This is a genomic window from Bacillus benzoevorans (assembly GCF_014207535.1).
In the GTDB taxonomy this organism is placed as follows: domain Bacteria; phylum Bacillota; class Bacilli; order Bacillales; family Cytobacillaceae; genus Bacillus_BD; species Bacillus_BD benzoevorans.
In genome coordinates this window covers 14,282-41,051 of record NZ_JACHGK010000022.1, presented here as the reverse complement: position 1 = coordinate 41,051, position 26,770 = coordinate 14,282, and the positions used below count along the sequence as shown (strand labels likewise).

At 41.5% G+C, this 26,770-nt stretch carries 26 protein-coding genes and 1 tRNA gene; all 27 read left to right on the top strand.

Going from position 1 to position 26,770, the window contains the following annotated elements:
- Window positions 1-89 precede the first annotated feature (89 nt).
- The 27 genes from HNR53_RS20205 to spoIIE all read left to right on the top strand — a co-directional run bounded on the left by HNR53_RS20205 (window position 90) and on the right by spoIIE (window position 26,728).
- Window positions 90-857: a TatD family hydrolase gene (locus tag HNR53_RS20205; RefSeq protein ID WP_184529481.1), complete on the top strand. Its 768-nt coding sequence runs from the start codon at window positions 90-92 to the stop codon at window positions 855-857.
- Window positions 858-1,105: 248 nt separating this feature from the next.
- Window positions 1,106-2,287, top strand: coding sequence for a resuscitation-promoting factor (locus HNR53_RS20200; RefSeq protein ID WP_184529479.1), 1,182 nt, complete (start codon window positions 1,106-1,108; stop codon window positions 2,285-2,287).
- Window positions 2,288-2,581: 294 nt separating this feature from the next.
- Entirely contained in the window at window positions 2,582-3,148 is a 567-nt protein-coding gene (gene rnmV, locus HNR53_RS20195) for a ribonuclease M5 (protein ID WP_184529477.1), read from the top strand.
- The gene (gene rsmA, locus HNR53_RS20190; protein WP_184529475.1) at window positions 3,141-4,019 is read left to right on the top strand and encodes a 16S rRNA (adenine(1518)-N(6)/adenine(1519)-N(6))-dimethyltransferase RsmA; all 879 of its coding nucleotides are present in this window, start codon (window positions 3,141-3,143) and stop codon (window positions 4,017-4,019) included. The genes rnmV and rsmA overlap by 8 nt, the downstream gene beginning before the upstream one ends.
- A 212-nt stretch (window positions 4,020-4,231) precedes the next feature.
- On the top strand, window positions 4,232-5,119 hold the full coding sequence (yabG, locus tag HNR53_RS20185; RefSeq protein ID WP_184529473.1) for a sporulation peptidase YabG: 888 nt from the start codon (window positions 4,232-4,234) through the stop codon (window positions 5,117-5,119).
- A gap of 283 nt (window positions 5,120-5,402) precedes the next feature.
- The gene (gene veg, locus HNR53_RS20180) at window positions 5,403-5,666 is read left to right on the top strand and encodes a biofilm formation stimulator Veg (protein ID WP_184529471.1); all 264 of its coding nucleotides are present in this window, start codon (window positions 5,403-5,405) and stop codon (window positions 5,664-5,666) included.
- A 131-nt stretch (window positions 5,667-5,797) separates the two neighbouring features.
- Entirely contained in the window at window positions 5,798-5,974 is a 177-nt protein-coding gene (locus tag HNR53_RS20175; protein WP_184529470.1) for a small, acid-soluble spore protein, alpha/beta type, read from the top strand.
- 324 nt (window positions 5,975-6,298) lie between these two features.
- Window positions 6,299-7,168: a 4-(cytidine 5'-diphospho)-2-C-methyl-D-erythritol kinase gene (gene ispE / locus HNR53_RS20170; protein ID WP_184529468.1), complete on the top strand. Its 870-nt coding sequence runs from the start codon at window positions 6,299-6,301 to the stop codon at window positions 7,166-7,168.
- Between the two features lie 58 nt (window positions 7,169-7,226).
- A complete protein-coding gene (gene purR / locus HNR53_RS20165; protein WP_184529466.1) occupies window positions 7,227-8,045 on the top strand; it encodes a pur operon repressor in 819 nt (272 codons plus the stop codon).
- Between the two features lie 71 nt (window positions 8,046-8,116).
- Entirely contained in the window at window positions 8,117-8,491 is a 375-nt protein-coding gene (locus HNR53_RS20160) for a RidA family protein (RefSeq protein ID WP_184529464.1), read from the top strand.
- A 180-nt stretch (window positions 8,492-8,671) separates the two neighbouring features.
- Complete coding sequence (gene spoVG, locus HNR53_RS20155; RefSeq protein WP_184529462.1) at window positions 8,672-8,962, top strand: septation regulator SpoVG; 291 nt, start codon at window positions 8,672-8,674, stop codon at window positions 8,960-8,962.
- Between the two features lie 255 nt (window positions 8,963-9,217).
- Window positions 9,218-10,585, top strand: a complete 1,368-nt coding sequence (gene glmU, locus HNR53_RS20150) for a bifunctional UDP-N-acetylglucosamine diphosphorylase/glucosamine-1-phosphate N-acetyltransferase GlmU (RefSeq protein ID WP_184529460.1) — start codon at window positions 9,218-9,220, stop codon at window positions 10,583-10,585.
- 21 nt (window positions 10,586-10,606) lie between these two features.
- Window positions 10,607-11,563 (top strand): ribose-phosphate diphosphokinase, encoded by a 957-nt coding sequence (locus HNR53_RS20145; protein WP_184529458.1) that lies wholly within the window; start codon window positions 10,607-10,609, stop codon window positions 11,561-11,563.
- Between the two features lie 163 nt (window positions 11,564-11,726).
- Complete coding sequence (locus HNR53_RS20140) at window positions 11,727-12,356, top strand: 50S ribosomal protein L25/general stress protein Ctc (protein ID WP_184529456.1); 630 nt, start codon at window positions 11,727-11,729, stop codon at window positions 12,354-12,356.
- A 213-nt stretch (window positions 12,357-12,569) separates the two neighbouring features.
- Window positions 12,570-13,130 carry an aminoacyl-tRNA hydrolase gene (gene pth / locus HNR53_RS20135; protein ID WP_184529454.1) on the top strand — a complete coding sequence of 187 codons (561 nt, stop codon included), beginning with the start codon at window positions 12,570-12,572 and terminating at the stop codon, window positions 13,128-13,130.
- A gap of 159 nt (window positions 13,131-13,289) precedes the next feature.
- On the top strand, window positions 13,290-13,520 hold the full coding sequence (fin, locus tag HNR53_RS20130) for an anti-sigma-F factor Fin (protein WP_184529452.1): 231 nt from the start codon (window positions 13,290-13,292) through the stop codon (window positions 13,518-13,520).
- Between the two features lie 151 nt (window positions 13,521-13,671).
- Window positions 13,672-17,208, top strand: a complete 3,537-nt coding sequence (gene mfd / locus HNR53_RS20125) for a transcription-repair coupling factor (RefSeq protein ID WP_184529450.1) — start codon at window positions 13,672-13,674, stop codon at window positions 17,206-17,208.
- 200 nt (window positions 17,209-17,408) lie between these two features.
- Window positions 17,409-17,945 (top strand): stage V sporulation protein T, encoded by a 537-nt coding sequence (gene spoVT / locus HNR53_RS20120; RefSeq protein WP_184529448.1) that lies wholly within the window; start codon window positions 17,409-17,411, stop codon window positions 17,943-17,945.
- 284 nt (window positions 17,946-18,229) lie between these two features.
- Window positions 18,230-19,837: a putative polysaccharide biosynthesis protein gene (locus tag HNR53_RS20115; RefSeq protein ID WP_184529446.1), complete on the top strand. Its 1,608-nt coding sequence runs from the start codon at window positions 18,230-18,232 to the stop codon at window positions 19,835-19,837.
- Between the two features lie 7 nt (window positions 19,838-19,844).
- Window positions 19,845-21,314: a bifunctional methyltransferase/pyrophosphohydrolase YabN gene (gene yabN / locus HNR53_RS20110; RefSeq protein ID WP_184529444.1), complete on the top strand. Its 1,470-nt coding sequence runs from the start codon at window positions 19,845-19,847 to the stop codon at window positions 21,312-21,314.
- A 14-nt stretch (window positions 21,315-21,328) separates the two neighbouring features.
- Entirely contained in the window at window positions 21,329-21,595 is a 267-nt protein-coding gene (locus tag HNR53_RS20105; RefSeq protein ID WP_184529442.1) for an RNA-binding S4 domain-containing protein, read from the top strand.
- A 129-nt stretch (window positions 21,596-21,724) separates the two neighbouring features.
- Window positions 21,725-22,024 (top strand): sporulation protein YabP, encoded by a 300-nt coding sequence (gene yabP, locus HNR53_RS20100; RefSeq protein WP_184529440.1) that lies wholly within the window; start codon window positions 21,725-21,727, stop codon window positions 22,022-22,024.
- Window positions 22,021-22,647 (top strand): spore cortex biosynthesis protein YabQ, encoded by a 627-nt coding sequence (yabQ, locus tag HNR53_RS20095; RefSeq protein ID WP_184529439.1) that lies wholly within the window; start codon window positions 22,021-22,023, stop codon window positions 22,645-22,647. The genes yabP and yabQ overlap by 4 nt, the downstream gene beginning before the upstream one ends.
- A 17-nt stretch (window positions 22,648-22,664) precedes the next feature.
- Window positions 22,665-23,060 (top strand): FtsB family cell division protein, encoded by a 396-nt coding sequence (locus tag HNR53_RS20090; protein ID WP_184529437.1) that lies wholly within the window; start codon window positions 22,665-22,667, stop codon window positions 23,058-23,060.
- An 85-nt stretch (window positions 23,061-23,145) separates the two neighbouring features.
- Window positions 23,146-23,625: a S1 domain-containing RNA-binding protein gene (locus tag HNR53_RS20085; protein ID WP_184529435.1), complete on the top strand. Its 480-nt coding sequence runs from the start codon at window positions 23,146-23,148 to the stop codon at window positions 23,623-23,625.
- Window positions 23,626-23,843: 218 nt separating this feature from the next.
- A tRNA-Met gene (locus HNR53_RS20080) sits at window positions 23,844-23,917 on the top strand.
- Between the two features lie 333 nt (window positions 23,918-24,250).
- On the top strand, window positions 24,251-26,728 hold the full coding sequence (gene spoIIE, locus HNR53_RS20075) for a stage II sporulation protein E (protein ID WP_184529433.1): 2,478 nt from the start codon (window positions 24,251-24,253) through the stop codon (window positions 26,726-26,728).
- The last annotated feature ends 42 nt before the right edge of the window (window positions 26,729-26,770 follow it).

Sequence of the window (26,770 nt, the reverse complement as noted above, 5' to 3'; positions counted from 1 at the left end):
ATAGAAGATGCGTTTCTTCTATTATGTTAGTTACACCATTGAAAGAAATGTAATAAAAAATTAATATTCGTTAAAGAAGGGGGTTCGTGATGTTATTTGATACACATGCCCACTTAAACGCCGAACAGTACAACGATGATTTGTCTGAAGTTATTGCGCGGGCGCTTCAGGCTGGGGTCGAGCAGATGACGATTGTTGGTTTCGACCGTCCGACGATTGAGAAGGCAATGGAACTCATTGAAGTGTATGATTTTATGGTGGCCAGCGTTGGCTGGCACCCGGTGGATGCCATTGAGATGCGTGATGCTGATTTACAATGGATCGAGGAATTATCAGCTCATCCGAAGGTAAGGGCGATTGGGGAGATCGGGCTTGACTATTATTGGGACAAGTCGCCAAAGGATATTCAGCAGGAAGTGTTCAGGAGACAGATTCGTCTGGCCAAAAAGGTGAAGCTGCCGATTATCATTCACAATCGGGATGCCACCTCTGATATCATTGGGATCCTTAAAGAGGAAGAAGCCTCTGAGGTAGGAGGAATCATGCATTGTTTCAGCGGAAGTGTGGAAACGGCAAGGGAATGCCTCGATATGAATTTTTATATTTCTCTCGGCGGTCCCGTCACTTTTAAAAATGCGAAAAAGCCAAAAGAAGTGGCAAAGGAGGTTCCGCTTGATCGATTGTTAATCGAAACGGACTGTCCGTATCTAACCCCGCATCCATACAGGGGGAAAAGAAATGAGCCTGCCTATGTAAAATTGGTAGCAGAACAAATTGCAGAACTGAAAGGTCTGACATTGGACGAGGTTGCCGCTGCAACAACGGAAAATGCAAAAAGATTATTCGCCATAAACTGATAAAATGTGATGTCGAATGGTGTACTTTTCAGCCTTGATATGATTGAATTCTAATAATTTCTACACGCTTTCTTCATCTCTCGTAATAATCTTGTCGATAAATCCCCCTTTACAGACGAAACAAACTTTTAGCATAATTAGGACTAAGTTTGGGGGAAGTGCCAAAAAAGGCATGGGTTGACAAATTGGCAGATTAGTTTATATAATCACCGAGAGAGAAGGAGGCGTTTTTCATTTGGTATAAAAACATGAAAAACCTGTTTTTCAAATCTTTGAGTGCAAAAAAGTGGTCTATATTTGCAGCTGGCTTGATTGTGTTTATCGCTGCATTAGGCTTTGTAGTCTATGAAACTACTGACAAAAGGGTAGCTCTTACATTAAACGGCCAAGAACAGGTCATTAAAACACATGCGTCAACAGTTGAAGAATTATTTGAAGAGTTAGATATTAATATATCTTCAAAAGATTATATACAACCCTCACTAGACTCAAAGGTTAAGAACAATTCAGAAATTGTTTGGAATCCAGCAAAACAGGTGCAATTAGAAAGTGATAACCAGAAAAGATTTGTATGGACAACAGCAGTAACAGTTGAGGATTTGTTAGAGGAACAGAAAATTGCATTAAACGAGTATGATCGGGTATATCCAGAGTCCAAGACTAATTTAGAAAAAGGTATGGACGTTATTGTTAACAGGGCTTTTCCCGTAACGCTTTTTGATGGCGGGACTGAGAAGAAAGTATGGTCAACTTCGACTACGGTCGCTGGCTTTTTAACACAACAGGGAATTACTTTAACAGATTTGGACCGGGTTGAGCCAATGTTAGAGGAGAGAGTGATAGAAAATAGCGTGATAAACGTTATTCGGGTAGAAAAGGTCACCGATGTAGTGGAAGAACCAATTGGTTATGCTGTTGTAGCGCAAAAGGATGAAAATCTACCAAGCGGTACAGAAAAGATTATTACAGATGGTAAAGAAGGTCTTGTTTCAAGACAATATGAAGTTATAAAAGAGAACGGGGTTGAAGTTTCCCGGAACGTGATCAGTGAGCAGATGATCCGCGATAAGCAGGATAAAGTGGTCGCTGTCGGAACGAAGCTGCAGCCAATCCAGGTAGCTTCCCGCGGAAATGAACCTGGCAGGGAAATGTATGTCGTTGCCACTGCTTATACGGCAAGCTGCAGCGGTTGTTCTGGTACTACCGCTACAGGGATTAATCTTCATGTCAACTCAGACGCAAAGGTAATTGCCGTCGATCCAAGTGTCATTCCCCTAGGCTCAAAGGTTTATGTGGAAGGCTACGGCTATGCGATAGCCGCTGATACTGGCGGAGCGATAAAAGGGAATAAAATCGATGTCTTTATTGCTTCCAAGGCCGAGGCATACCGCTGGGGCAGGAGAACAGTTAAAATAAAAATTCTTGAATAGAATCGAAATTTTGCGGCGGTGGAATCATTTCCACTGCCTTTTCTCTTTTTGGCAAGATTGCGCTATAATAGGATGAACTATTTTTTTATTGGAAGTTCCACTTTATATAGACGAATTATGTGATAAAAAGGTTTCATTTTTCTGTGTAAAACTTAGGATGCCGGGCAGCCAGCTTGAACAAGCCTTTCTTTACGCAGTAAGAAGTGCGCGGCAGAGAAAGCAGGCTGCACGACATTTACATACTGGGTTGGGGATACCTGCTCATGAATGTTACGAAAAAATTTGGAGGATTAAATGAAAATAAAAGAAATCATTGTGGTTGAGGGAAAAGATGATACAACTGCGGTGCAGCAGTCCGTATCAGCAGATACGATTGAAACAAATGGATCGGCAATCAACGAAGAGACGATAGAAAAGATCCGTCTAGCGCAGAAGACAAGAGGGGTTATTATTTTAACAGATCCAGACTATCCCGGACAGAAAATCCGTCATACGATTGCTGCTCAGGTTCCTGGTTGCAAGCATGCCTTTATTGCAAAGGAAGATGCCATACATAGAAGAGGAAAGGGAGTTGGGGTAGAGCATGCTTCCCCTGAAACGATCAGACGGGCTTTAAAGGATGCACAGGTGATGCAGGAAAATACACCTGAGATGATCACCTATGATGATTTAATAGATGCTGGATTAATGGGCGGCGCTGGCGCAAAATGGCGTAGAGAGCTGTTGGGCAAAATCCTGAAAATCGGGTTTGCAAATGGCAAACAGCTCCACAAAAGACTGATGGTTTTTGAAATCAGCCGGGAGGATTTTTCCAAGGCCGTTCAATTGATTCGCGAGGAGGAACAAAAGGGGAATGCATAAGGACATTGCAACGCCTATTAGAACAAAGGCTATTTTAGAAAAATACGGCTTTTCCTTCAAAAAAAGCTTAGGTCAGAATTTTCTTATCGATACCAATATTTTACGCAATATTGTTGAACATGCTGAACTCTCGGAGAATTCAGCCGCAATCGAAATTGGACCGGGAATTGGAGCATTAACAGAACAATTGGCGAAAAGATGTAAAAAAGTCGTCGCGTTTGAAATTGACCAAAGGCTGCTGCCTATTTTAGCGGATACATTGGAGCCTTATCCGAACACGCACATTATCCATCAGGATGTCCTAAAGGCGGATGTCGCGAAGGTGATTGAGGAGGAGTTAGCCGGAATCAGTGATATTATGGTCGTGGCAAATCTGCCGTATTATGTAACGACTCCGATTATTTTGAAGTTATTAGAGGAGAACCTCCCGATTCGTGGAATTGTGGTGATGCTGCAGAAGGAGGTCGCGGACAGAATCTCAGCCAAACCCGGAACGAAGGATTATGGTTCTCTTTCCATTGCGATTCAATATTATACAGCGGCAGAGACGGTTATGATTGTTCCAAAGACGGTTTTTATGCCGCAGCCTAACGTAGACTCAGCCGTGATTCGGTTAACGAAACGGGAAAGTCCGCTAGTCCCGGTGATCAGTGAGGATTTTCTTTTTACTGTGACAAGAGCCAGCTTTGCCCAAAGAAGAAAAACAATCTTAAATAACTTAACGAGCCAGCTGCCGGGCGGAAAGGAAAAGAAAGAGCAGATATTACAGGCTCTTTCCCTTGCTGAGATTGAACCGGGAAGACGTGGGGAATCACTTTCTATCCCTGAATTTGCCCGCTTAAGCGATGCTCTTTATCCCTATTTTCATTAACACCCTTTTTTAGGGTGTTTTTTGTTTAGGTACGGCAAAGAAATAAAACTATGCCTGCATACTAAAGACCTTATTTTGCAGTACCTAAATATTTCTGCACCCATCACAGTTAGGTGCAGAAATATTTCCCGACACAGATTCATCGGCCCCTGCATATTTTATGACTAGGATTATGACTTGAAACTTGATTTTTGTTTGCAGGAGTGACATCGATGGGCATAAGCAAGATGGATATTGTAGGAAGGATCTCTTATAATTGCGATATTTTATTTAGGGTTATTGAAATAAAAGAGGGTAAAAACGGGAAAGTGGCCATCCTGTATGGGGAGGATTTCCGCCTCGTTGCTGATGCCCCTTATGAAGATTTAGTCCAGATTGATCAGAAGGAACGGTTAAAAAAATCGCAGCAGTTTCGTTCTTTGGAGGAGCAGTCGCTGCAATTATTCCGCCAGGATCTGCATTTGCTGCAGGAAAAGCACGAGTATGAGTCAACCGGAGGATATGCGAAAACCTATAATTATTTTCAAATCCCCGGAAAAGTCCTGCACTTGGATGGTGACCCGGTTTATTTAAACAAATGTTTAGCACTCTATGAGAGAATTGGGATACCGGTAACGGGAGTTCATTGCAATGAAAAAGAGATGCCAAGCAAAATCGGACAATTACTTGATTATTACCGCCCGGATATATTGGTTATTACTGGACATGACGCCTATACAAAGTCAAAAGGGGACATTAACGATTTGAATGCATATCGTCATTCTAAGCACTTTGGTTTAACGGTAAGGGAGGCAAGGAGGAAAATTTCAAGTCTCGATCAGCTCGTTATTTTTGCCGGGGCCTGCCAGTCGCATTTTGAATCCCTTATTCAGGCTGGGGCCAATTTTGCCAGTTCTCCATCCCGCGTCAATATCCATGCGCTGGATCCAGTGTATATTGTCGCGAAAATTAGCTTTACACCATTTATGGAAAGAATTAATGTCTGGGATGTACTGCGCAATACTTTGACTGGTGAAAAGGGTCTCGGTGGAATTGAAACGAGGGGAATTTTAAGAACAGGAATGCCCAAAAATAGCGGACCTGATCATACGCTTTCATAAGTCGTTTTGCCAAAAAACGACTTATTTTTACTGTCTTCAAAAAAAGCAGGAATAACCTAAAGAGCAGGAAAGTGGGAAATTCCAGCAAATTAGTCAACTTAAAAGTAATTTGGCATTATCGTACATAATAATAACAAAAAGGGACAAGATAGGATTGTAGAAAAAAAGGATAAATTGTAGAAGAAAATATATTGACTTTGATTTTTAAAAACTTTATAATTTATATTTTTGATTGACTTTTTTGCAGCATTGTTATATACTCAAACTAGTGAGGTGGATCGTTGTGGCAAAAACTTTATTAGATATTAAGAAGGCTCTTGATTCAAATTTAGGAAAAAGGCTTTTGCTCAAGGCTAACGGTGGAAGACGGAAAACGATTGAACGTTCAGGGGTTCTAGCGGAGACCTATCCATCTGTGTTTGTTATCGAATTGGATCAAGAAGAAAATTCTTTTGAACGTGTTTCGTACAGTTATGCAGATGTACTGACGGAAACGGTACAAATTACTTTCTATGAGGATACATCAGGACAAGTTGCCTTAAGTTAATAAAGAAGCAGGCGGTGAGCGGGCGTTCACCGTTTTATTTTTGCCCTTTTTGCTGCCTTTTATTACCCTTCATAATCGGTACAGATCATTTAATACTAATTAATGCCGTGGTGATGAAGGGAGTGCTTTGGTTGGGCAGAAGAAGAGGAATAATGTCTGAAGGATTTAAAGAGGAGCTTGCGAAAGAACTGGGATTTTATGATGTTGTGCAGAAGGAAGGCTGGGGCGGAATAAAGGCCAGGGATGCAGGCAATATGGTCAAAAGGGCCGTTGAAATAGCTCAGCAAAATCTTTTGGAACAAAAGTGATAACTCTTTCCATTGCCGTTTAAGTTACCGATACAATTGTAACGAGACCAATTAACAATAAAAAATTCATCATGGCTGGGGCTGTCTTAGGCAACTAGTATTTTGCTGCCTGTGAGACGGCCCCGTTTTAATCGAAGGCGAGGCAAATGGACAACTCCTCCGGCATTCAATTGATCAGCGAAAAGGTCTTACATCAGTCCATTCAATCAATAAAATGTCTAATGTGAAAAGATTATCACGAATGGTACGTCTTACTTTCGCTATTTTGTGGTAAAATAGGACAAAAAATGGAGTCGCTGAATTTTTAAAAGTAGGTGGAGTTAGTTGAGGCTTTTAGTTAAGGCGCCGGCAAAAATTAATTTATCTTTAGATGTTTTGTATAAGAGACCTGATGGGTATCATGAAGTTGAAATGATCATGACAACCATTGATCTTGCCGACCGCTTAGAATTAACTTTATTAGATCGAAAGGAGATTCGGATCCTTTCACATAACCGTTTTGTACCGGATGATCAGCGGAATTTGGCCTATCAGGCGGCCAGGATCCTGCAGGAGCGCTTTTCTGTTGATAAAGGTGTTGCGATCATGATTGAAAAGAATATTCCTGTTGCCGCTGGACTAGCCGGCGGAAGCAGTGACGCTGCTGCGACTTTAAGAGGATTAAACAAGCTTTGGCAGTTAGGGTTAACCCTTGATGAGTTAGCTGAGCTTGGAGCGGAAATTGGTTCGGATGTTTCTTTCTGTGTGTACGGCGGTACGGCGCTGGCAAAAGGAAGAGGGGAAATCATTACGCCGCTTCCGGCGCCGCCGACGTGCTGGGTTGTTTTAGCAAAACCTTTCATCGGTGTTTCAACAGCAGATGTTTACCGCCGTTTAAGCTTAAATGGCATTAAACATCCAAATACTCAGGAGATGATTGAGGCGATAGAATACGGAGATTTCGCCGGTGTATGTTCGAACCTGGAAAATGTACTGGAGGATGTTACCTTTAAGCTTCATCCGGAAGTAGCCTTAATCAAAGAACAAATGAAACGATTTGGTGCAGATGCTGTTTTAATGAGCGGCAGCGGTCCGACCGTTTTTGGACTTGTGCAGCATGATTCAAGAATGCAAAGGGTATATAACGGGCTTAGAGGTTTTTGTGACCAAGTCTTTGCGGTAAGAATGTTAGGCGAGCAAGAGACTCTTGATTAAAACCGTATATTAATGTTATATTAACCTTAAATTATTCGGTTTTAAGGGAGGGTGAACAGTGAAATTTCGTAGAAGCGAACGATTAATAGATATGACAGACTATTTATTAAAGCATCCTAGAAAACTAGTCCCTCTTACGTTCTTTGCAGAACGGTACAGTTCGGCAAAATCCTCCATTAGTGAGGATTTAGCCATCATAAAAGAGGTCTTTGAAGTAAGAGGTATTGGCACCTTGCAAACAGTTTCCGGGGCGGCAGGCGGAGTAAAGTATCAAGTCCATTCCACTTACGAAGAAGCGAGAAAGTTTATTGGGCAGTTATGTGAAACGATGACTAGCCCGGCTAGACTTCTTCCTGGTGGATACTTGTATATGACAGACATTTTAGGTGATCCGGCGATCGTGCAAAAAGTAGGAAGGATGATTGCCTCTAAATACAGCAAAACTCCTGTTGATGTTGTTATGACGATTGCCACTAAGGGAATCCCTTTAGCTTATTCAGTCGCTAATTATTTAAATGTCCCTGTTGTAATTGTCCGCAGGGACAGCATTGTAACAGAAGGTCCAACTGTAAGTATTAATTATGTATCCGGTTCGACAAACCGCATCCAGACGATGTCTCTTTCAAAAAGAAGCCTCGCAGCGGGTTCGAATGTGCTTATTGTTGATGACTTTATGAAAGCGGGCGGTACGGTAAACGGCATGGTGAGCATGCTGGAGGAATTCCGTGCCAACGTAGCGGGGATCGCGGTATTAATGGAAGCTGAACAAGCAGAAGGCCGCTTGGTTGATGAATATCTTTCATTAATCAGATTGAAAGATGTAGATTTAAAGCAAAAACAAATTAAAATGTGTGAGGGAAACTACTTTTCAGAATAGTAATCCTTGCCATATAATTATATAAGGATAGGCATCGAATGATGCTGATAAAGAAATTGGAGGGAATACATATGCAAGTAGTAAATACAACTGAGGCACCTGCAGCAATTGGACCGTATTCACAAGGGATTATCGTTAATAATATGTTATACACTTCTGGGCAGATTCCGTTGACAGCAGAGGGCGAACTAGTGAACGGAGATGTAAAGGTACAAACTCATCAAGTATTTAAAAACCTTCAGGCCATTCTTAGTGAAGCCGGCGCGGCACTAGATACAGTAGTGAAAGCGACTGTTTTTATTAAGGATATGAACGATTTCGGAGCAGTCAATGAGGTTTACGGAGAATATTTCAGTACACATAAACCAGCTAGATCATGCGTTGAAGTAGCGCGTCTTCCAAAAGATGTTCTAGTTGAGATCGAAGTAATTGCGCTCGTTAAATAATAACGAGCGTTTTTTTACGTTATTTACCGTAAACAACACTTAAATGATAGTTATTTTCAGAATTCACCACTTTGTCTATCTTTTTCTAAAAATTTTAATTATTAAGCAGGAGAAAGAAAAAATCCGTTGAATTTATTAACTAGAAAAAAATAATAGATTACGTAAAGGTGGTGAACAAAAATGGAAGTAACTGACGTAAGATTACGCCGTGTGAATACGGATGGACGCATGAGGGCCATCGCATCTATTACGTTGGATAACGAGTTTGTCGTTCATGATATTCGCGTTATTGATGGAAACAATGGCTTGTTTGTAGCCATGCCAAGCAAACGTACACCAGATGGTGAATTTCGCGATATCGCCCACCCAATTAACTCTGGAACACGTGGTAAAATTCAAGAGGCGGTTTTAACTGAGTACCACCGCTTAGGTGAAGTAGAAGTTGAGTTTGAAGAAGCTGGGGCTTCATAGGCATAAAAAAGAATATCAACATCAAGAGCCTGACCAAAAAGTAAGGCTCTTTTTTACGCGCCGGATTAGCACCCCCCCTGAAACAGAAGACAGTCCCATACCTTTCGGAAGTTTTCTATTTCAAATTCCTCAATATTTTAAGCATTTTCTGCCCTTTTTCCAGTTGAAAAGGAGATTCCCTTTTTTCTAACCTTGAAATAGCATGGTATTTAAGATAATATTTTATTGGATAAAAAGGTAATTGGAGGCCAATTCATGCTTACTCGTTATGCAGTCGTATTAGCAGCAGGTCAAGGAACTAGAATGAAATCAAAGCTTTATAAAGTTCTGCATCCTGTTTGCGGAAAACCGATGGTACAACATGTGATTGACCAAATCACAAAGCTTAATATCGAACAAATTGTCACCGTTATTGGTCATGGTGCAGAAAAGGTAAAAGCCGGGCTGGGTGGACAAAGCCAATACGTACTGCAGGAAAAGCAGCTTGGCACTGGTCATGCTGTGCTGCAGGCAAAGACTATTCTAAGCGGCAAACAGGGGACTACGCTTGTTGTATGCGGTGATACACCTCTTATTAAAGCGGAAACGATGGAGGCACTAATCACTCATCATGAGGAAAAAGGTGCAAAAGTTACGGTATTAACAGCACAGGCTCTTGAACCGGCAGGATATGGCCGTATTGTAAGGAATGAAACAGGTCTTGTTGAAAAAATAGTTGAACATAAAGATGCATCTGAAGAGGAACGTCTGATTTCGGAAATCAATACCGGTACGTATTGTTTTGACAATCAGGCTTTGTTTCAAGCATTAAATGAAGTGACAAATGATAATGTGCAGGGTGAGTATTATTTACCTGATGTTATTGAAATTTTAAAAAACAAGGGCGAAATTGTTTCAGCCTACAAAACGTTAGATTTCGAAGAAACGCTTGGAGTCAATGACAGGGTTGCTCTTGCCGAAGCGGAAAGAATCATGAGACAGCGGATAAATAAGCAGCAGATGCAAAACGGTGTGACGATTATGGACCCGCACACAACCTATATTGGTTCAGATGTTGAGATTGGCCCAGATACTGTCATCATGCCGGGTACCATGATCAGCGGAAAAACAAAGATTGGATCTGACTGTAAAATTGGTCCAAACAGTGAAATAAAAGACTGCCAAATAGGTGATGCTACAGTCATCCGCCAATCTGTTGCATATGATAGCCACATTGGATCTGGGGTGAATATTGGACCATTTGCTCATATCCGCCCACAGTCCGATATTTTAGATGATGTAAAAATTGGGAATTTCGTTGAAATCAAAAAGGCTGTATTTGGAAAGGGAAGCAAGGCTTCGCATTTAAGTTATATTGGAGATGCCGAAGTTGGCAGCGATGTAAATATCGGCTGCGGCTCTATTACGGTAAACTATGATGGGAAAAATAAATATTTAACCAAAATAGAAGATGGAGTATTCGTTGGCTGCAATTCTAATTTGATCGCCCCTGTTACTGTAGGAAAGGGAGCTTATATCGCAGCAGGTTCAACCATAACAGAGAATGTCCCTGGGGATGCGCTTGCACTTGCGCGCGCCCGCCAAGTTAATAAAGAGAATTATGTACAAAAAACTAAATATTAATCAAGAAAATTGGAGGTCAACATGTCTAATCAGTATTTAGATCCAAATTTAAAGGTGTTCTCATTAAATTCAAATAGAGCACTTGCTGCAGAAATAGCTCAAAATATCGGTGTTGAGCTGGGGAAATGTTCAGTAAGCCGTTTTAGCGACGGGGAAATTCAAATCAATATTGAAGAAAGTATCCGCGGCTGTGATGTATTCGTTATCCAATCAACCAACACTCCGATCAATGAACACTTAATGGAGTTACTCATTATGATTGATGCCCTGAAAAGAGCATCTGCTAAAACGATTTGTGTCGTTATGCCTTACTACGGCTATGCGCGCCAGGATAGAAAAGCGCGTGCACGTGAACCAATTACGGCTAAATTAGTAGCAAGCTTACTTGAAACTGCCGGTGCTACACGCATGATCACTTTAGACTTGCATGCTCCGCAAATTCAAGGCTTCTTTGATATTCCGGTTGACCATTTAATGGCTGTGACGATTCTGTCTGAGCACTTTAAAAATCGTGATTTTGGCGGCGATATTTGCGTTGTTTCTCCTGATCACGGCGGTGTAACACGGGCTAGAAAATTAGCCGAAAGATTAAAGGCGCCAATCGCTATTATTGATAAACGCCGTCCAAGACCAAATGTAGCTGAAGTTATGAATATCGTCGGGAATGTCGATGGAAAAGTATGTATCCTGATTGACGATATTATTGATACAGCTGGTACGATTACTTTAGCAGCCAATGCATTAGTTGAAAATGGCGCGAAGGAAGTCTATGCCTGCTGTACGCATCCTGTTCTTTCAGGTCCGGCAATTGAAAGAATCGATAATTCAAAAATTAAAGAGCTTGTTGTCACAAACTCCATCGCATTACAAGAGGAAAAACAAATCGAGAAGATCCAAAGTTTATCGATTGCACCGCTTATTGCGGAGGCAATTATCCGCGTTCATGAGGAACAATCTGTCAGCATATTGTTTGATTAATGGAGACATATAGGGCTTGCTATTCAGCAAGCCTTCTATGCATAGATTGACAAAAAACTTTCATGTTTATTTTTTCCTGTCAAAGGGCAACGTTAAATAGAGGGGTATAGATTTCTAGACAGCCTCAAGAAACGCCCAGCAAAAATGGAAGGGGACTATGAACATGAATGCAGTTTTACAGGCAAAGGAAAGAAAGGAATTCCGCCGTTCTGAATTGAAGAAGTTACGCAAAGAGGGTCAAATTCCCGCGGTCGTTTACGGGTCTGAATCTGAAAATAAATCGATTTATTTGAATGAATCTGATTTATTGCGAACGATTAAGGACATAGGCCGAAATGGCGTGATTTCACTTGATGTTGAGGGGCAGAAGAAAAATGTTATCCTGACTGATTACCAATCCGATCCGTTAAAAAAGGTATTAACACATATCGACTTTCTGGCGGTGGATTTGTCAAAGGAAGTAACAGCAGCAGTAAGGCTGGTTTTAACAGGAGATGCTGCCGGCGTGAAAGACGGCGGTGTGATGCAGCAGTCCTTGCATGAGATCTCCGTTACGGCAACACCCAATAATATACCATCCTCTATTGAGGTGGATGTCACTGGTCTGCAAGTGGCAGAAACGATGACCGTTAAAGATATCAGAGGGGCTCAGTCTTATCATATTGATCATGATGAAGATGAAGTGATCTGCTCGATTCTTCCTCCGCGTCAGGAAAAGGAAATCAGTACAGGTGAAACGCAAAGTGAAGCTTCTCCTGAAAATCTTGAAGGAAGAGAAACAGGCGGCGAATAATAAAGAGCGGAATGGTAACAGGCAGCCTTTGCCCGGATGTTCATAAATGGATATCAGGCCCATAAGGAGGATGCAAACCGCGTACCGGGGACCCCTGTACGGGCAACAGCTCTCTTATGGGCTGCCTTTGCAAACGCTTTAACTTTATTCAGCCAATGTTTTTGCGGCAAGTGATCTAGAGGGGCAGTAGCGGCATATGATAGGTGGGGGAGAATGAAACTAATCGTTGGCCTGGGGAATCCCGGAAAGCAGTATGAACAAACAAGACATAATATTGGTTTTATGGTCATTGAAAGAATCGCAGAGAAGCTGAATATTCAGCTCGATCAGGCCAAGTTTAAAGGTCTGTTTGGCACAGGTTTCTTTGAAGGTGAAAAAGTCCTATTATTAAAACCATTAACTTATATGAATCTATCGGGTGAGTCAATCCGTGCGATTATGGATTTTTATCAAATAGATCCAGAAGACATCTTGGTTATTTATGATGATTTAGATTTGCCGGCCGGAAAGATTCGCCTGCGGCAAAGAGGGAGTGCAGGCGGGCATAACGGAATTAAATCAACGATTTCACATTTGGGCACTCAGGAATTTAATCGTATCCGGGTCGGCATCAACCGCCCGACGAATGGGATGGCAATTACAGACTATGTTCTTGGCCGTTTTGCCCGGGAAGAGCAGGATCCAATTCAAGAAGCTGTTGAACGAAGTGCGGATGCCTGCATAGAATGGACGAAGAAACCTTTTTTGCAAGTCATGAATACTTATAATCAATAGAATGATTTTCACAATTGCAGGTAATAATAACATTATAAAAAGCGTATGACCTGTCTGGAAATAAGATGCAAAGGGAAACAGAATGAAAGATTTTTGCTGCGCTGTTTTGTGACGCCTATGCAGGTATCATCGCTTATTGTGTTATGAGGAGGGAATAGCATGGCTATTCATTACCACTGCAGACATTGTGGAATGAAAATAGGAATGATTGATCAAGTCTCTGTTGAGGCTGAACGTCTTGGTTTAAATAAACTGACGGACGAAGAAAGACATGAAATGATTACTTATAATGAGAATGGAGACTTGCATATTAAATCAATTTGTGAAGATTGCCAGGAATCGCTGCAGAAAAATCCTGAATATTACCAAAATGACTTTTTAATTCATTAAAGCTTTGGAGCCGCATCCAAAGCATTTTTCTGTTTCGATTTGCTCAGGCGCTTATTACTTTTTTAATAAAGTATTATTAATATTGCAATCATATTTAAGTTTTCTTATATAAAAATTAGATATAGGGCGAATTTTGGAGGGAGGGACTGCGTTGAAAGGATTGAAGAACTTTTTTCATCAACAGGAAGATATTCTGAGCATCATTGCGGGCATTGAAGGTGGGTTAAAAGAACAGCTTGTTACCGGTTTGTCCGGCTCTGCAAGAACTCTATTTCTATCCTCAATTTATGAAAAAACAAAAAAATCAGTTGTCATTATTACGTATAATTTATTACAGGCGCAAAAGCTTTTTGATGATTTAACCCATATTATTGGCGAAGATGATGTATTTTTATATCCAGCTAACGAGCTTATTAGTGCCGAGATTAGTATTGCCAGTCCTGAATTAAGAGCACAGCGGGTCGAAGTATTAAACCGTTTGTCTTTGCAAAAAAAGGGAATCACGATTATACCGATTGCTGGAATAAGAAGAATGATCCCATCTCCGGCTGTTTGGAGGGAATATCAATTAACCTTTAAGCTGGGAGAAGAGATTGATGTGGAGCAGCATTTGCAGCTCCTTGTCGAAATGGGGTATGTCCGTACAGAAATGATTACAGCCCCCGGCGAATTTAGTGTAAGAGGCGGAATTGTTGACATCTATCCTTTGACTGAGTCTAATCCTGTCAGAATTGAGCTGTTTGATACGGAGATCGATTCGATACGCAGCTTTTCATTGGAAAATCAGCGTTCGATTGAAAAACGCAAAGAACTGTCTATTGGGCCGGCATCGGAAATACCTTTCAAGAACGAGCAGTTTGAACAGCTGGCGGAGAAGCTTGAGACAGGTCTTAAGGCCAGCTTAAAGGTTATTAAGGATGAAAAGGCAAAAGCGCAGGCCTTGCAAAATGTCGGCTATGAGCTTGAACAGTTGCGGAATAAGCAAAAGCCTGAGGGACTATTCAAATATTTATCCATTACCAAAGATCATGCTAGTAGTTTACTAGACTATTTTCCAAAGAATACGATTCTTTTTATCGATGAGATTAGCCGCGTTCAGGAAATGAATGAATCACTGGAGCGGGAAGAAGCGGAATGGTATACGCATTTATTAGCTGAAGGCAATATCATTCAGGGGATTAAAGTTTCTCATAATGTGCAGGAATTATTCTCCGGTCTAAAACTGCCGCGCGTTTATTTATCCTTGTTTTTACGGCATGTACCTAATACGAATCCACAGAATATCATTAATATTAATTGTAAACAAATGCAGAACTTTCATGGTCAGATGAATGTACTGAGAGGAGAAATTGAACGCTGGAAAAAGAGCCATTATTCTATCCTTTTTCTTGGTATGGATGAAGAGCGGATAAAAAAGCTGGAACGTGTTCTTCAAGACTATGAGATTGAGGCAGACATAACGAGCGGGACAGATCTATTAACGGGCAAAGTGCAAATTGTCAAAGGCGACCTGCTGACTGGCTTTGAACTGCCCATTCAAAAAATCGCCGTTGTTACGGAAGAAGAACTGTTCACGAAGCGGGCGAAAAAGACACAGCGCCGGCAAAAATTATCGAATGCTGAAAGAATTAAAAGTTATTCTGAATTGAATGTTGGAGATTATGTTGTTCATGTGAATCACGGGATCGGGAAATATCTCGGGATTGAAACACTTGTCATTAATGGCGTTCATAAGGATTATCTTCACATTCGTTATCAGGGTTCGGATAAATTGTATGTTCCGGTAGAGCAAATTAACCTTGTGCAAAAATATGTCGGTTCAGAAGGCAAAGAACCGAAAATTTATAAATTGGGCGGAAATGATTGGAGGAAGGTAAAGAAAAAGGTCCAATCTTCGGTGGAGGATATTGCCGAAGATCTCATAAAGCTATATGCAGAGCGTGAAGCGGCGGTCGGTTATGCTTTCAGTCCTGATGGGGAAATGCAGCGTGAATTTGAAGCAGCCTTCCCTTATGAAGAGACAGAGGATCAGCTTCGCTCCATTCAGGAAATTAAAAAGGATATGGAAAAAGAGCGGCCAATGGATCGTCTGCTTTGCGGTGACGTAGGCTATGGAAAAACAGAAGTCGCGATTCGTGCGGCTTTTAAAGCAGTGGCGGATGGGAAACAAGTGGCGATCTTGGTACCGACAACAATCCTGGCGCAGCAGCATTACCAAACCATGACGGAGCGGTTCCAGGATTATCCGGTGAAAATTGGTCTCCTCAGCCGGTTCCGAACAAGAAAGCAGCAAACGGAGACCATTAAGGGACTTAAAAATGGCACGGTTGATATCGTTGTCGGTACCCATCGATTATTATCAAAGGAGATTATTTACCATGAACTCGGCTTGTTAATTATTGATGAAGAACAGCGCTTCGGTGTCAGCCATAAAGAAAAAATTAAAAGGTTAAAAACCAATGTAGATGTTCTGACCTTAACGGCAACACCAATCCCGCGTACTCTCCATATGTCCATGCTGGGTGTCCGCGATCTTTCCGTTATCGAAACACCGCCGGAGAATCGTTTTCCGGTTCAAACGTATGTAATGGAGTATAACGGTGAATTAATAAGAGAGGCAATTGAACGTGAGCTGGCAAGAGACGGACAGGTCTATTTCCTTTATAACCGCGTGGAGGATATCGAACGGAAGGCAGAGGAAATTTCGATGCTGGTTCCAGATGCAAAGGTGACATTTGCTCATGGTCGTATGAACGAAAATGAACTCGAGTCTGTCATGCTCAGTTTCCTCGAGGGGGAGTATGATGTCCTCGTCAGCACAACGATTATTGAAACGGGTGTTGATATTCCAAATGTAAACACACTTATCGTTAATGATGCAGATAAAATGGGACTTTCCCAGCTCTATCAGCTGCGCGGTCGTGTAGGGCGTTCCAACCGGGTGGCATATGCTTACTTTACTTACCGCAAAGATAAGGTACTGGCGGAGGTGGCAGAGAAGCGTCTCCAAGCCATTAAGGAATTTACAGAGCTTGGCTCAGGCTTCAAAATAGCCATGCGGGACTTGTCAATCCGCGGCGCAGGAAATCTTTTAGGGGCACAGCAGCACGGATTTATTGATTCGGTTGGATTTGACCTCTATTCACAAATGCTGAAAGAAGCGATTGAAGAACGAAGAAGAGAACATACAGATGAACCAAGACCGGTTTCGATTGAAATTGATTTAGATATCGATGCCTATATCCCGGATCTATATATTTCCGATGGACAGCAAAAAATTGAAATGTATAAACGCTTCCGCGGCGTGAAGGATCTGGAAGATATTACAGAACTTCAGGAAGAAATGATCGACCGTTTTGGGGAATATCCAGAGGAAGTCAGGTACTTGTTTAAAGTGGCTGAAATTAAAGTATTTGCTGTGCTTGTTGGCGTTGAAAGCATTAAGCAGGTTAAGGATGAAGTAACGATCCTGTTATCTGAACAGGCCAGCAGCACGATTGATGGGCAAAGGGTTTTCAAATTGAGTAATCAATACGGTCGGATGGTCGGGCTTGGCATGGAAGGGAAACAGCTGAAAATGGTCCTTCACATTAAGAAGGTAGAGCTTGAGACATGGCTTAAGGCCATCCATGAAATTTTGCAGGGTCTCCATGAAACAAAGGAAGACGGAGCAACACCAGTTTCTTAAAAACCTCGCCTATGTCCTATGTATCTGGAAATTCCATCCTAATTTGGAATTAATAATACCAACAAGAAAAAGTATTAGGATGTGTATAGAAGTTTCCATATGAAAGATACTAAGTTCAAATATGGCGAAGGTTACATATTGAGGAATATGAATCATTGCCACATGAATCAAATCATCAGATGAAAGAGAGGCAACGTTGAATGAAAGCAACTGGAATTGTTCGTCGAATCGATGATTTAGGTCGTGTAGTTATTCCCAAGGAAATCCGCAGGACATTAAGAATCCGTGAGGGCGACCCATTGGAGATATTCGTTGACCGTGATGGAGAAGTGATTTTGAAGAAATATTCCCCGATTAGTGAATTAGGTGACTTTGCAAAAGAGTATGCTGAAGCTTTATATGATAGCCTTGGAAATCCTGTTCTAATTTGTGACAGGGACTCCTACATAGCCCTTGCTGGAGGATCGAAAAAGGATTACTTAAATAAAGGGATAAGCGAATTGGTCGAAAAAACGATGGAGGACCGGAATTCGATTCTCATTAACCAATCAGGCGAGACTTCTTTAGCAGATGGCAACTTGGAGGAGATGACCTCTTATACGATTGGACCCATTATTGCGAATGGAGACCCAATTGGCGCCGTTATTATCTATTCCAAAGAGGGTACATTAGGCGAAGTTGAGCATAAGGCTGTTGAAACAGCCGCCGGTTTCTTGGCACGACAGATGGAATCTTAAAATTGTGGTTTATTAGAGATTAATTATTGAATAGAGAGAGAGGAGGCAGCCGTTGCTGTCTCCTTTTCTTTTGGCGCTGTTAAATCTTGTTGTTGACCCTTATACCGCCTTATGTGTATGGGTTTCACTACGTTCCTTGTTACCAAGGAAAACACGTTCACGCCATACACATAAGGTTAATATCAACAATGAACATTAATAGAGCCTTTCTTTTATAAAACTCCCGTGGAAAAATATGCTATAATACTTTGGAATTTCATTTTGTGGAAGGGGCTATTACAATCATGCCCAATGATCATGCCAAGAAATTATTTAAGGGGACATTCATTCTCACAATAGCCGCCCTTTTGACAAAAATACTCAGCGCCTTTTATCGGATCCCGTTTCAAAATATCGTCGGAGATGTCGGTTTTTACATATATCAACAGGTTTATCCCTTTTACGGGATTGCGGTGGCTTTATCGACATACGGCTTTCCGCTTATTATCTCTAAATTATATGCGTTTGAAACAGCTAAGGAAAGGCATGGCAGTGTGAGGCAATTATTTGTTGTATCGGGTCTCTTTTTGCTTAGCTTTGGTTTAGTCTGTTTTTCCGCTCTATATTGGGGCGCGGGTTGGCTGGCTGACCATATGCATGATCCGCAGCTGGTCCCGCTGCTCCGGATGGTGGCATGGGTTTTTCTCTTTATGCCTTTTATCTCCCTTTTCAGGGGATTTTTCCAGGGAAGCGGGGATATGATTCCAACGGCAGTTTCACAGATTAGCGAACAGTTTATCAGGGTTGCTACGATATTAGCAGCAGCCGTCATCCTCATGAGTAAGTCCTATTCCCTGTATGTTGTTGGCAGCGGAGCTGTGTTCGGTTCAATCACAGGCGGGCTAGTGTCCGTTATCCTCTTGCTTCTGTTTTGGCGGCGGCACAGGTCTAATCTGCGTCTTGCGGGTACGTTCCAAAAAGGAAAGAGCAAGATAATCCTGAAAACATTGAGTATCGAGGGGTTTACCATTTGCATCAGCGCAATGCTTTTGATATTTATCCAATTGGCCGACTCGCTGAATTTATACTCGCTATTAGTGCAGTCGGGCATGGGGGCAGAGGAAGCGAAGAAATTAAAGGGAGTCTATGATCGGGGGCAGCCGCTGATCCAATTAGGTACGGTTGTGGCGACATCGATGTCCTTAACATTAGTACCATTGATAACAAAAGAAAAGCTGCAGCAAAATACTGTCTTTTTGCGAAAAAAAATTGAGTCCGCTTTGAAAATAAGTATACTTGTCGGTGCAGGGGCGACAATGGGATTATGGAATATTATCGGGCAGACAAATCAGCTCCTTTTTGAAAACACAAACGGCTCGGATGTATTAGCGGTACTTAGTACACTCATTCTTCTCGGTTCGGTGATTATGACTGTAATCGCAATCCTGCAAGGTTTAGGGTGTACTGTTTTTCCCGCAATCGTGATAGTAGCTTCTACGGCAGTTAAATATGGGTTAAATACCTTCCTGATTGCGGAGTATGGAATTATGGGTGCCGCTTGTGCTTCGATTCTGGCATTCCTTTTTATATTGGTTTTATTAATCATGAAGCTGCGTACGATGATTGGTACAGTGATGATGAACAAGAGATTCTATTTTATTGTCACGCTTGCAGCTTTTGTCATGACGTGCGTCTTGCAGTTGTATATGTTTTTAAGTGATTATTTTATTTATAGGTTAGGTTATTCAGAACGTTTATCGGCCGGAATTCAAGCAGTAAGCGCAGTTTTCATCGGCGGGGCTGTGTACACGATCATCATTTTAAGGGGACGTATTTTTAAAGAAGAAGAGCTTTCATTATTGCCGTTCGGCAGTAAGCTTATGATGTTTTTACCGAAAAGAAACAGGAGATGAAGTGTCTATGAAAAAAATCATCATCGCAGGTTTGGGAGCAGGGGATTTGGACCAGCTGCCGCTCGGAATTTATAAATTGCTGCAAAGCGGGATCCCTATTTTTCTGCGGACAAAGGAGCATCCTGTGATAAGCGCATTGGTGCAGGAGGGGCTTAGCTTCGAATCCTTTGATTCGATTTATGAAAAGCATGAGCAATTTGAAGCGGTTTATGAGGAAATCGTTAAAACTTTATTAAATCATCAAGAACATGAAGTGATTGTTTACGGGGTTCCGGGACACCCTCTTGTAGCGGAAAAAACAGTCCAGCTGCTCATCGAGGCAGGCCCTGCGGCTGGTGTTGAGATTGAAGTCAAGGGCGGTCAGAGCTTTTTGGATGATCTGTTTGCTGCGCTAAAGATTGATCCGATTGAGGGATTCCAACTGCTCGATGCGACTGATTTAAAAGCAGAGGAGATTGGGTTACGCCAGCATATGATTATCGGACAGGTTTATGATGCGTTCGTTGCTTCCAATGTTAAATTAAGCTTTATGGAGCTCTTGCCGTATGATTATGCCGTATATATTGTGACAGCTGCCGGGAGCAGGGAAGAGAGAATCCGCAAAGTTCCTTTGTACGAGTTAGACCGCGCGGCTGAATTAAATAATTTAACTTCCGTTTATATACCGCCGGTAACGGATGAAACTATTCTTTATAAAGATTTTGCGAAGCTGCGGGAAATTATCGCTGTATTAAGGGGACCAAATGGCTGTCCGTGGGACAGGAAGCAGACCCATCAAACACTGAAGAAATATTTAATTGAGGAAGCATATGAAGTGATTGAAGCGATAGAGGAGCGGGATTATGATCATCTTATCGAGGAATTGGGGGATGTCCTGCTTCAGGTGCTGCTTCATGCTCAGATTGGCGAGGATGAGGGATTTTTCAAAATTGAAGATGTCATTGAAGGGTTGTCAGAGAAAATGGTCCGCCGTCATCCGCATGTGTTTGGCGGGGAAAGAACGGCTGAAACCGCTGAAGAGGTCGTGAAGAACTGGCAGGAAATTAAAGCGGAGGAGAAGGGGGTTAAGTCTGCATCCATATTAGATGGGACGGGTTTATCACTTCCAAATTTGATTCGCGCGTTTGAATTGCAAAAGAAGGCTGCTGCAGCAGGCTTTGACTGGCATGATGTTACCGGAGCATGGGAAAAGGTAAAAGAAGAAATTTCCGAGTTTGAAGCAGAGATGCAAAACGGAAGCTATAATGATGAAAAGTCTGTAAAGGAATTCGGCGATATTCTCTTTGCTCTTGTGAACGTTGCCCGCTATTATAAAATCAACCCGGATGAGGCTCTATTTATGACGAATCAAAAGTTTATCCGCCGGTTTCATTTTATTGAAGAAAAGGTAAGGGAAAGCGGAAAGGCATTTGCGGAATATACACTTGAGGAACTTGACTCCTTTTGGGAAGAAGCCAAAAGAAGTGAAATGAGATAACGGGGGAATTAAAGATGCGACTAGATAAATTTTTAAAAGTATCACGGTTAATCAAACGCCGGACATTGGCAAAGGAAGTTTCGGATCAAGGCAGAATTTTAGTCAATGGTGTTCAGGCTAAAGCAAGTACGAATGTTAAGGAGGGTGACGAACTAACCATCCGTTTCGGTCAAAGAATTGTAACGGTTAGAATTGACAGCATAAAGGAAACATCGAAAAAAGAAGAAGCTGCAGAAATGTATACGACTCTTAAGGATGAAAGAATTTCCGAGGGTGTCTGATCCCGGGGGTGAAGAAGTCAGACCCATCTTCCAGCCGCCCCCGCTTCGCTAATCGAAGTTCTATATTGCTCGTGCTCCTCATAATCATGTACAAACAGCTTGTACTTTTGTGATTGTGAGGGGATAAGGATGAGTCAGTATTACGAATCTAATTCGACGAAGGCTGTCCAGGAGCACGATGTCATTATGAGGGGCAGAAAGACATTAGAGATTACTGGAGTTAAGCAGGTAGAGAGCTTTGACAACGAAGAGTTTTTATTGGAAACTGTGATGGGCTTTTTGGCGATAAAAGGTGAAAATCTGCAAATGAAGAATCTTGATGTGGACAGGGGAATTGTGTCCATTAAAGGGAGGGTCTTTGACCTGGTTTATATTGACGAACAACCTGGAGATAAAGCTAAAGGGTTCTTTAGCAAGTTGTTCCGATGACCCTCAGTACACAATTTGCAACCATGCTGGTAATGATCAGCATGGGAGTTTTCTTTGGCGCTTCACTTGACACTTATAATCGGTTTTTACAAAGACGCAAAAGAAAGAGCTGGCTCGTATTTCTTAATGATGTCCTTTTTATGGTCATACAGGGTCTGCTCGTTTTCTATACGCTATTCCAGGTAAACAAGGGAGATCTGCGGTTTTATATTTTTATCGCCATATTGTGCGGGTTTGCTGCTTATCAGGCTATGCTCAAGCAATGGTATTTGAAATCGCTTGAGAAGATGATAAAATTCTGTATTTCTGTCTACCGTTTTCTTGTTAAGCTTATTAATATATTTATTTATAAGCCGATATATATCCTGATTACTACCTTAATAGCTATCATTATCTCAATTGGCAAAGGTTTATATACGGCAGCTAAGTGGCTGCTTAAATGCATTGTGGTATTAATCAAAGCAGCCTTAAAACCATTTCAATGGATGTTGACACTGCTTTGGAAATTAATTCCGAAAAATATTAAAAAATCAGTCGAGAAGTTATATAATAAATTAGCAGGAAAATCACTATTATTAAAGAATTATTACAGTAATTGGAAAGATAAATGGAAGAATAAATAAAGTAAGGGGGACTGCAGATGGGTGCAATGAAAAAGCCACAGATCACCAAGCTCAAAACTCAATATGCTGTACAGCAAGAGGAAGGCCAATTGCTGGCTGCAAGACGGAAAAAGGTTCTTATCAGACGGTTGAGTGCTTTCTTTGTACTAACTGCTGTCATCGCCTTCCTAATGGTTTCAACCGTGGTATCGCAGAATCATGCCGAGGCTAAAAAGCTGGAAGAAAAGGAACAGCTGGAAAAGGAACTCGCTGGTTTGAAAAATGACGAGGCATCGCTGAAGGATGAAATTGTCAAGCTGAATGATGATGATTATATCGCTAAATTAGCGCGAAAAGAATACTTCTTATCGGAAAAGGATGAAATTATTTTTACCCTGCCTAAAAAGGATAATAAGGAAGAAACGGCAAAATAAAGGTGTTATTGCACTCCTTTCACATATTTTGTATAATATAGATTAAGTATGATTTTGCATATTTTTAAGGAGGAAATTTCTTTTTATGTCAATCGAAGCAGGCAGCAAGTTACAAGGAAAGGTAACAGGCATTACTAATTTTGGAGCGTTTGTGGAGCTGCCGGAAGGCTCAACCGGACTTGTTCACATTAGTGAAGTCGCAGACAATTATGTAAAGGACATTAATGATCATTTAAAGGTTGGCGACATGGTTACCGTAAAGGTTATTAATGTGGAAAAGGACGGGAAAATAGGTCTTTCCATTAAGAAAGCAATTGACCGCCCGGAAAGACCGGAAAGATCAGAAAGACCGGCGAGACACGATAGAGGTGATCGTGGCGATTCAAGAGGCGGATACTCTGGAGGACGTCCGCGTCATGGGAAGTCAAATGATAGCCACCGAGCTCCTAAAGAGAACTTTGAATCAAAAATGGCACGTTTTTTGAAGGACAGTGAAGATCGCTTATCTTCTCTCAAGCGCAATACTGAATCCAAACGCGGTGGAAGAGGCGCCAGAAGAGGTTAACTTGCTGCTGATTCATTCATAAATATAGCAGGGTTTATCATTTATATTCCCTTTGTTGAAGACAAATCCTGCGTGGGTTTGTCTTTTTTATCTTTGGACAAGCAGCTCTTTAAAAGAACCTTTCTATTGTGGCAGTGGTTATATAGTGAATCCATGTTTTTTATTGACATCGACATGTTTTCTCTGTATGATATATATTGTGTCGTAAAATGTATTACGGCGGTGTAGCTCAGCTGGCTAGAGCGTACGGTTCATACCCGTAAGGTCGGGGGTTCGATCCCCTCCGCCGCTATAAAATAAAATGAACAGCAAAAGAAGACTTCTACTATTAATTAGAGGTCTTTTTTTTGTTTCACAATAGATCAGGTCACTCTATCATTCCAGAGCAAGATACTATTTAACACGCAAAATAATAGAGAAAACAAAACCCGGGGAATATATACGATATTTTCACAATATCGAAGGGCTTTTTTACTGAATATATATAAATCTGTTTCCTTTTCAGTGATTACGCTGAATAGCGTCGAACAAAAATCAGGCAGCTCTCTCTCGTTTTGACAAACTTTTAAGTTACGAATCTCTTATAATGTTTAGCAACAGTATCTTTAACAGGGAGTGAAGCTATGTGGAAAAGGTAGAGCGGAGTTTCATGGAACCTATGCGTGAAGTAGATTTCAGCAAAGCTAAGTTTAAGTTTGATAACCCTTTCATAAATATTCAATCTAAGCTTGAAACAATCTTCCTCAAAAAAGCCTATATTCTGTTGTTAATCGGTTTTCTACTCGGACGAGCCTTAATCTTAGCGAAATTAACCCCATTTAGTATTCCTTTCTTTGCTGCTGTGTATTTAATCAGACGTGATCGTGCCCCTATAGCCTTGGTTGGATTAGTTGCCGGGGCTGCAACTTTGTCAATCCGGGATGCTGTATCAACATTTGCCTTAACGATTCTCTATTTAATTGTTTACCGGGTTACAAGAAAGTGGCTGAAAAATGAAGTCAAAATGATCCCATTCTATGTATTATCTATTATTCTGCTGGGAGGTCTTGCTGAGGGATATTTCTTTAATGGGACGATCGCCTTTTATGATTTAATCATGGCAGGGGTAGAGGCAGGATTAGGTTTTATTTTGACCTTAATTTTCCTGCAGAGCCTTCCATTGCTGTCGATTACCAAAAGAAGACAGTCATTAAAGACAGAGGAAATTGTCTGTTTAATTATTCTGCTGGCATCTGTCATGACCGGGACGATTGGCTGGTCGATTTATAATCTTTCGGTTGAACATATTTTTTCCCGTTATCTTGTTATCCTCTTTGCGTTTGTTGCGGGGGCAACTGTAGGTTCAACCGTCGGTGTTGTGACAGGACTGATCTTCAGCCTGGCCAGTGTTTCAAGCTTCTTTCATATGAGTTTGCTGGCATTCTCGGGACTGCTCGGAGGTCTGTTAAAAGAGGGGCAAAAAATAGGTGTGGCTATTGGTCTGTTCATTGCCACTTTACTCTTGGGAATGTATGGTGACGGCAGCGCCAACCTTGTTAAAACCATTTCAGAATCCACTGCAGCGGTTCTTTTATTTTTCCTAACCCCTAATAGTCTTACTTCTAAACTGGCCAAATATATTCCCGGGACAGCGGAGCATACACAGGAACAGCAGGTATATATGCGAAAAATGAGGGATGTTACGGCGCAAAGAGTGGCGCAGTTTTCAAGCGTCTTCCAGGCGCTTTCTAATAGCTTTTCAAGTCAGGATGAAAAAATGGAATTCGATGATATTGACCGCGAACTGGACTACTTCCTCGGCAATGTAACGGAAAAGACATGCCAGTTATGCCACCGGAAGGATAAATGCTGGTCAAAGCACTTTACTACAACTTATGATTATATGAAACAAATTATGCTGGAAATGGAGCAAAGAGAAGAGGGGGTCTCGCAAAAACTATACCGTGATTTTGAAACTTATTGTATTAAGCCGAAGAAGGTAATCGAGGTGATGGATCAGGAGTTAACCTTTCATCAGGCCAATCAAAGGTTGAAAAAGCAGGTGAAGGAATCAAGAAAACTGGTGGCTGATCAATTATTAGGAGTATCTGAAGTGATGGAGAATTTCGCGAAGGAGATTCAAAGAGAAAGGGAAAACCATCACAGGCAAGAAGAGTTAATTCTGGAGGCACTTCAGGATTTTGGCATCGAAATTGAAAACGTGGATGTGTACAGTCTTGAACCAGGTAATGTCGATATTGAAATGACACTGCCGGGCTATGAAGGACATGGAGAATGTGAAAAAATTATTGCTCCAATGCTTTCTGATATTTTAGGCGAGAATATTTTGGTGAATAAAGAGGCCTACGCACCGGATTCAACTAGCATTTATCATGTCACGTTCCGCTCGGCCAAGACCTATTCGATTGAAACAGGGGTGGCTCACGCAGCTAAAGACGGCGGTTTAATCTCCGGTGACAGCTATTCAACGATTGAATTAGGCGGAGGGAAATATGCCATTGCCATCAGCGACGGAATGGGAAATGGAGAGCGTGCCCATATAGAAAGCCAGGAAACGCTGCAGTTATTGCAAAAAATACTGCAATCAGGGATCGAGGAGAAGGTGGCGATTAAATCGGTTAATTCCGTCTTGTCATTGAGGACAACGGATGAGATTTTTTCTACTCTGGATTTGGCGATGATTGATTTACAAAATGCTGCTACCAAATTTCTGAAGATTGGCTCTATTCCCAGCTTCATTAAGAGAGGAGATAGAGTCATTAAAATTCAGGCAAATAATCTCCCGATAGGGATCATTCAGGAATTGGAGGTTGATGTCGTCAGCGAACAACTGAAAGCAGGAGATTTGCTCATTATGATGAGTGACGGGGTCTTTGAAGGACCGAAGCATGTCGAGAATTATGACATATGGATGAAACGGAAAATTACCGAATTGAAAACGGAAAATCCGCAGGAAGTGGCGGATTTAATTATAGAAGAGGTCATTCGTTCACGGTCCGGACAAATTGCGGATGATATGACTGTTGTTGTCGCAAAAATTAAGCATAATACACCTAAATGGGCATCGATCCCCGTTCTGAAATACAGGCAAAAGGCAAATTAAATAGCGATAGGTATAATTCCCCTCCATACAGTCGAAAATGGT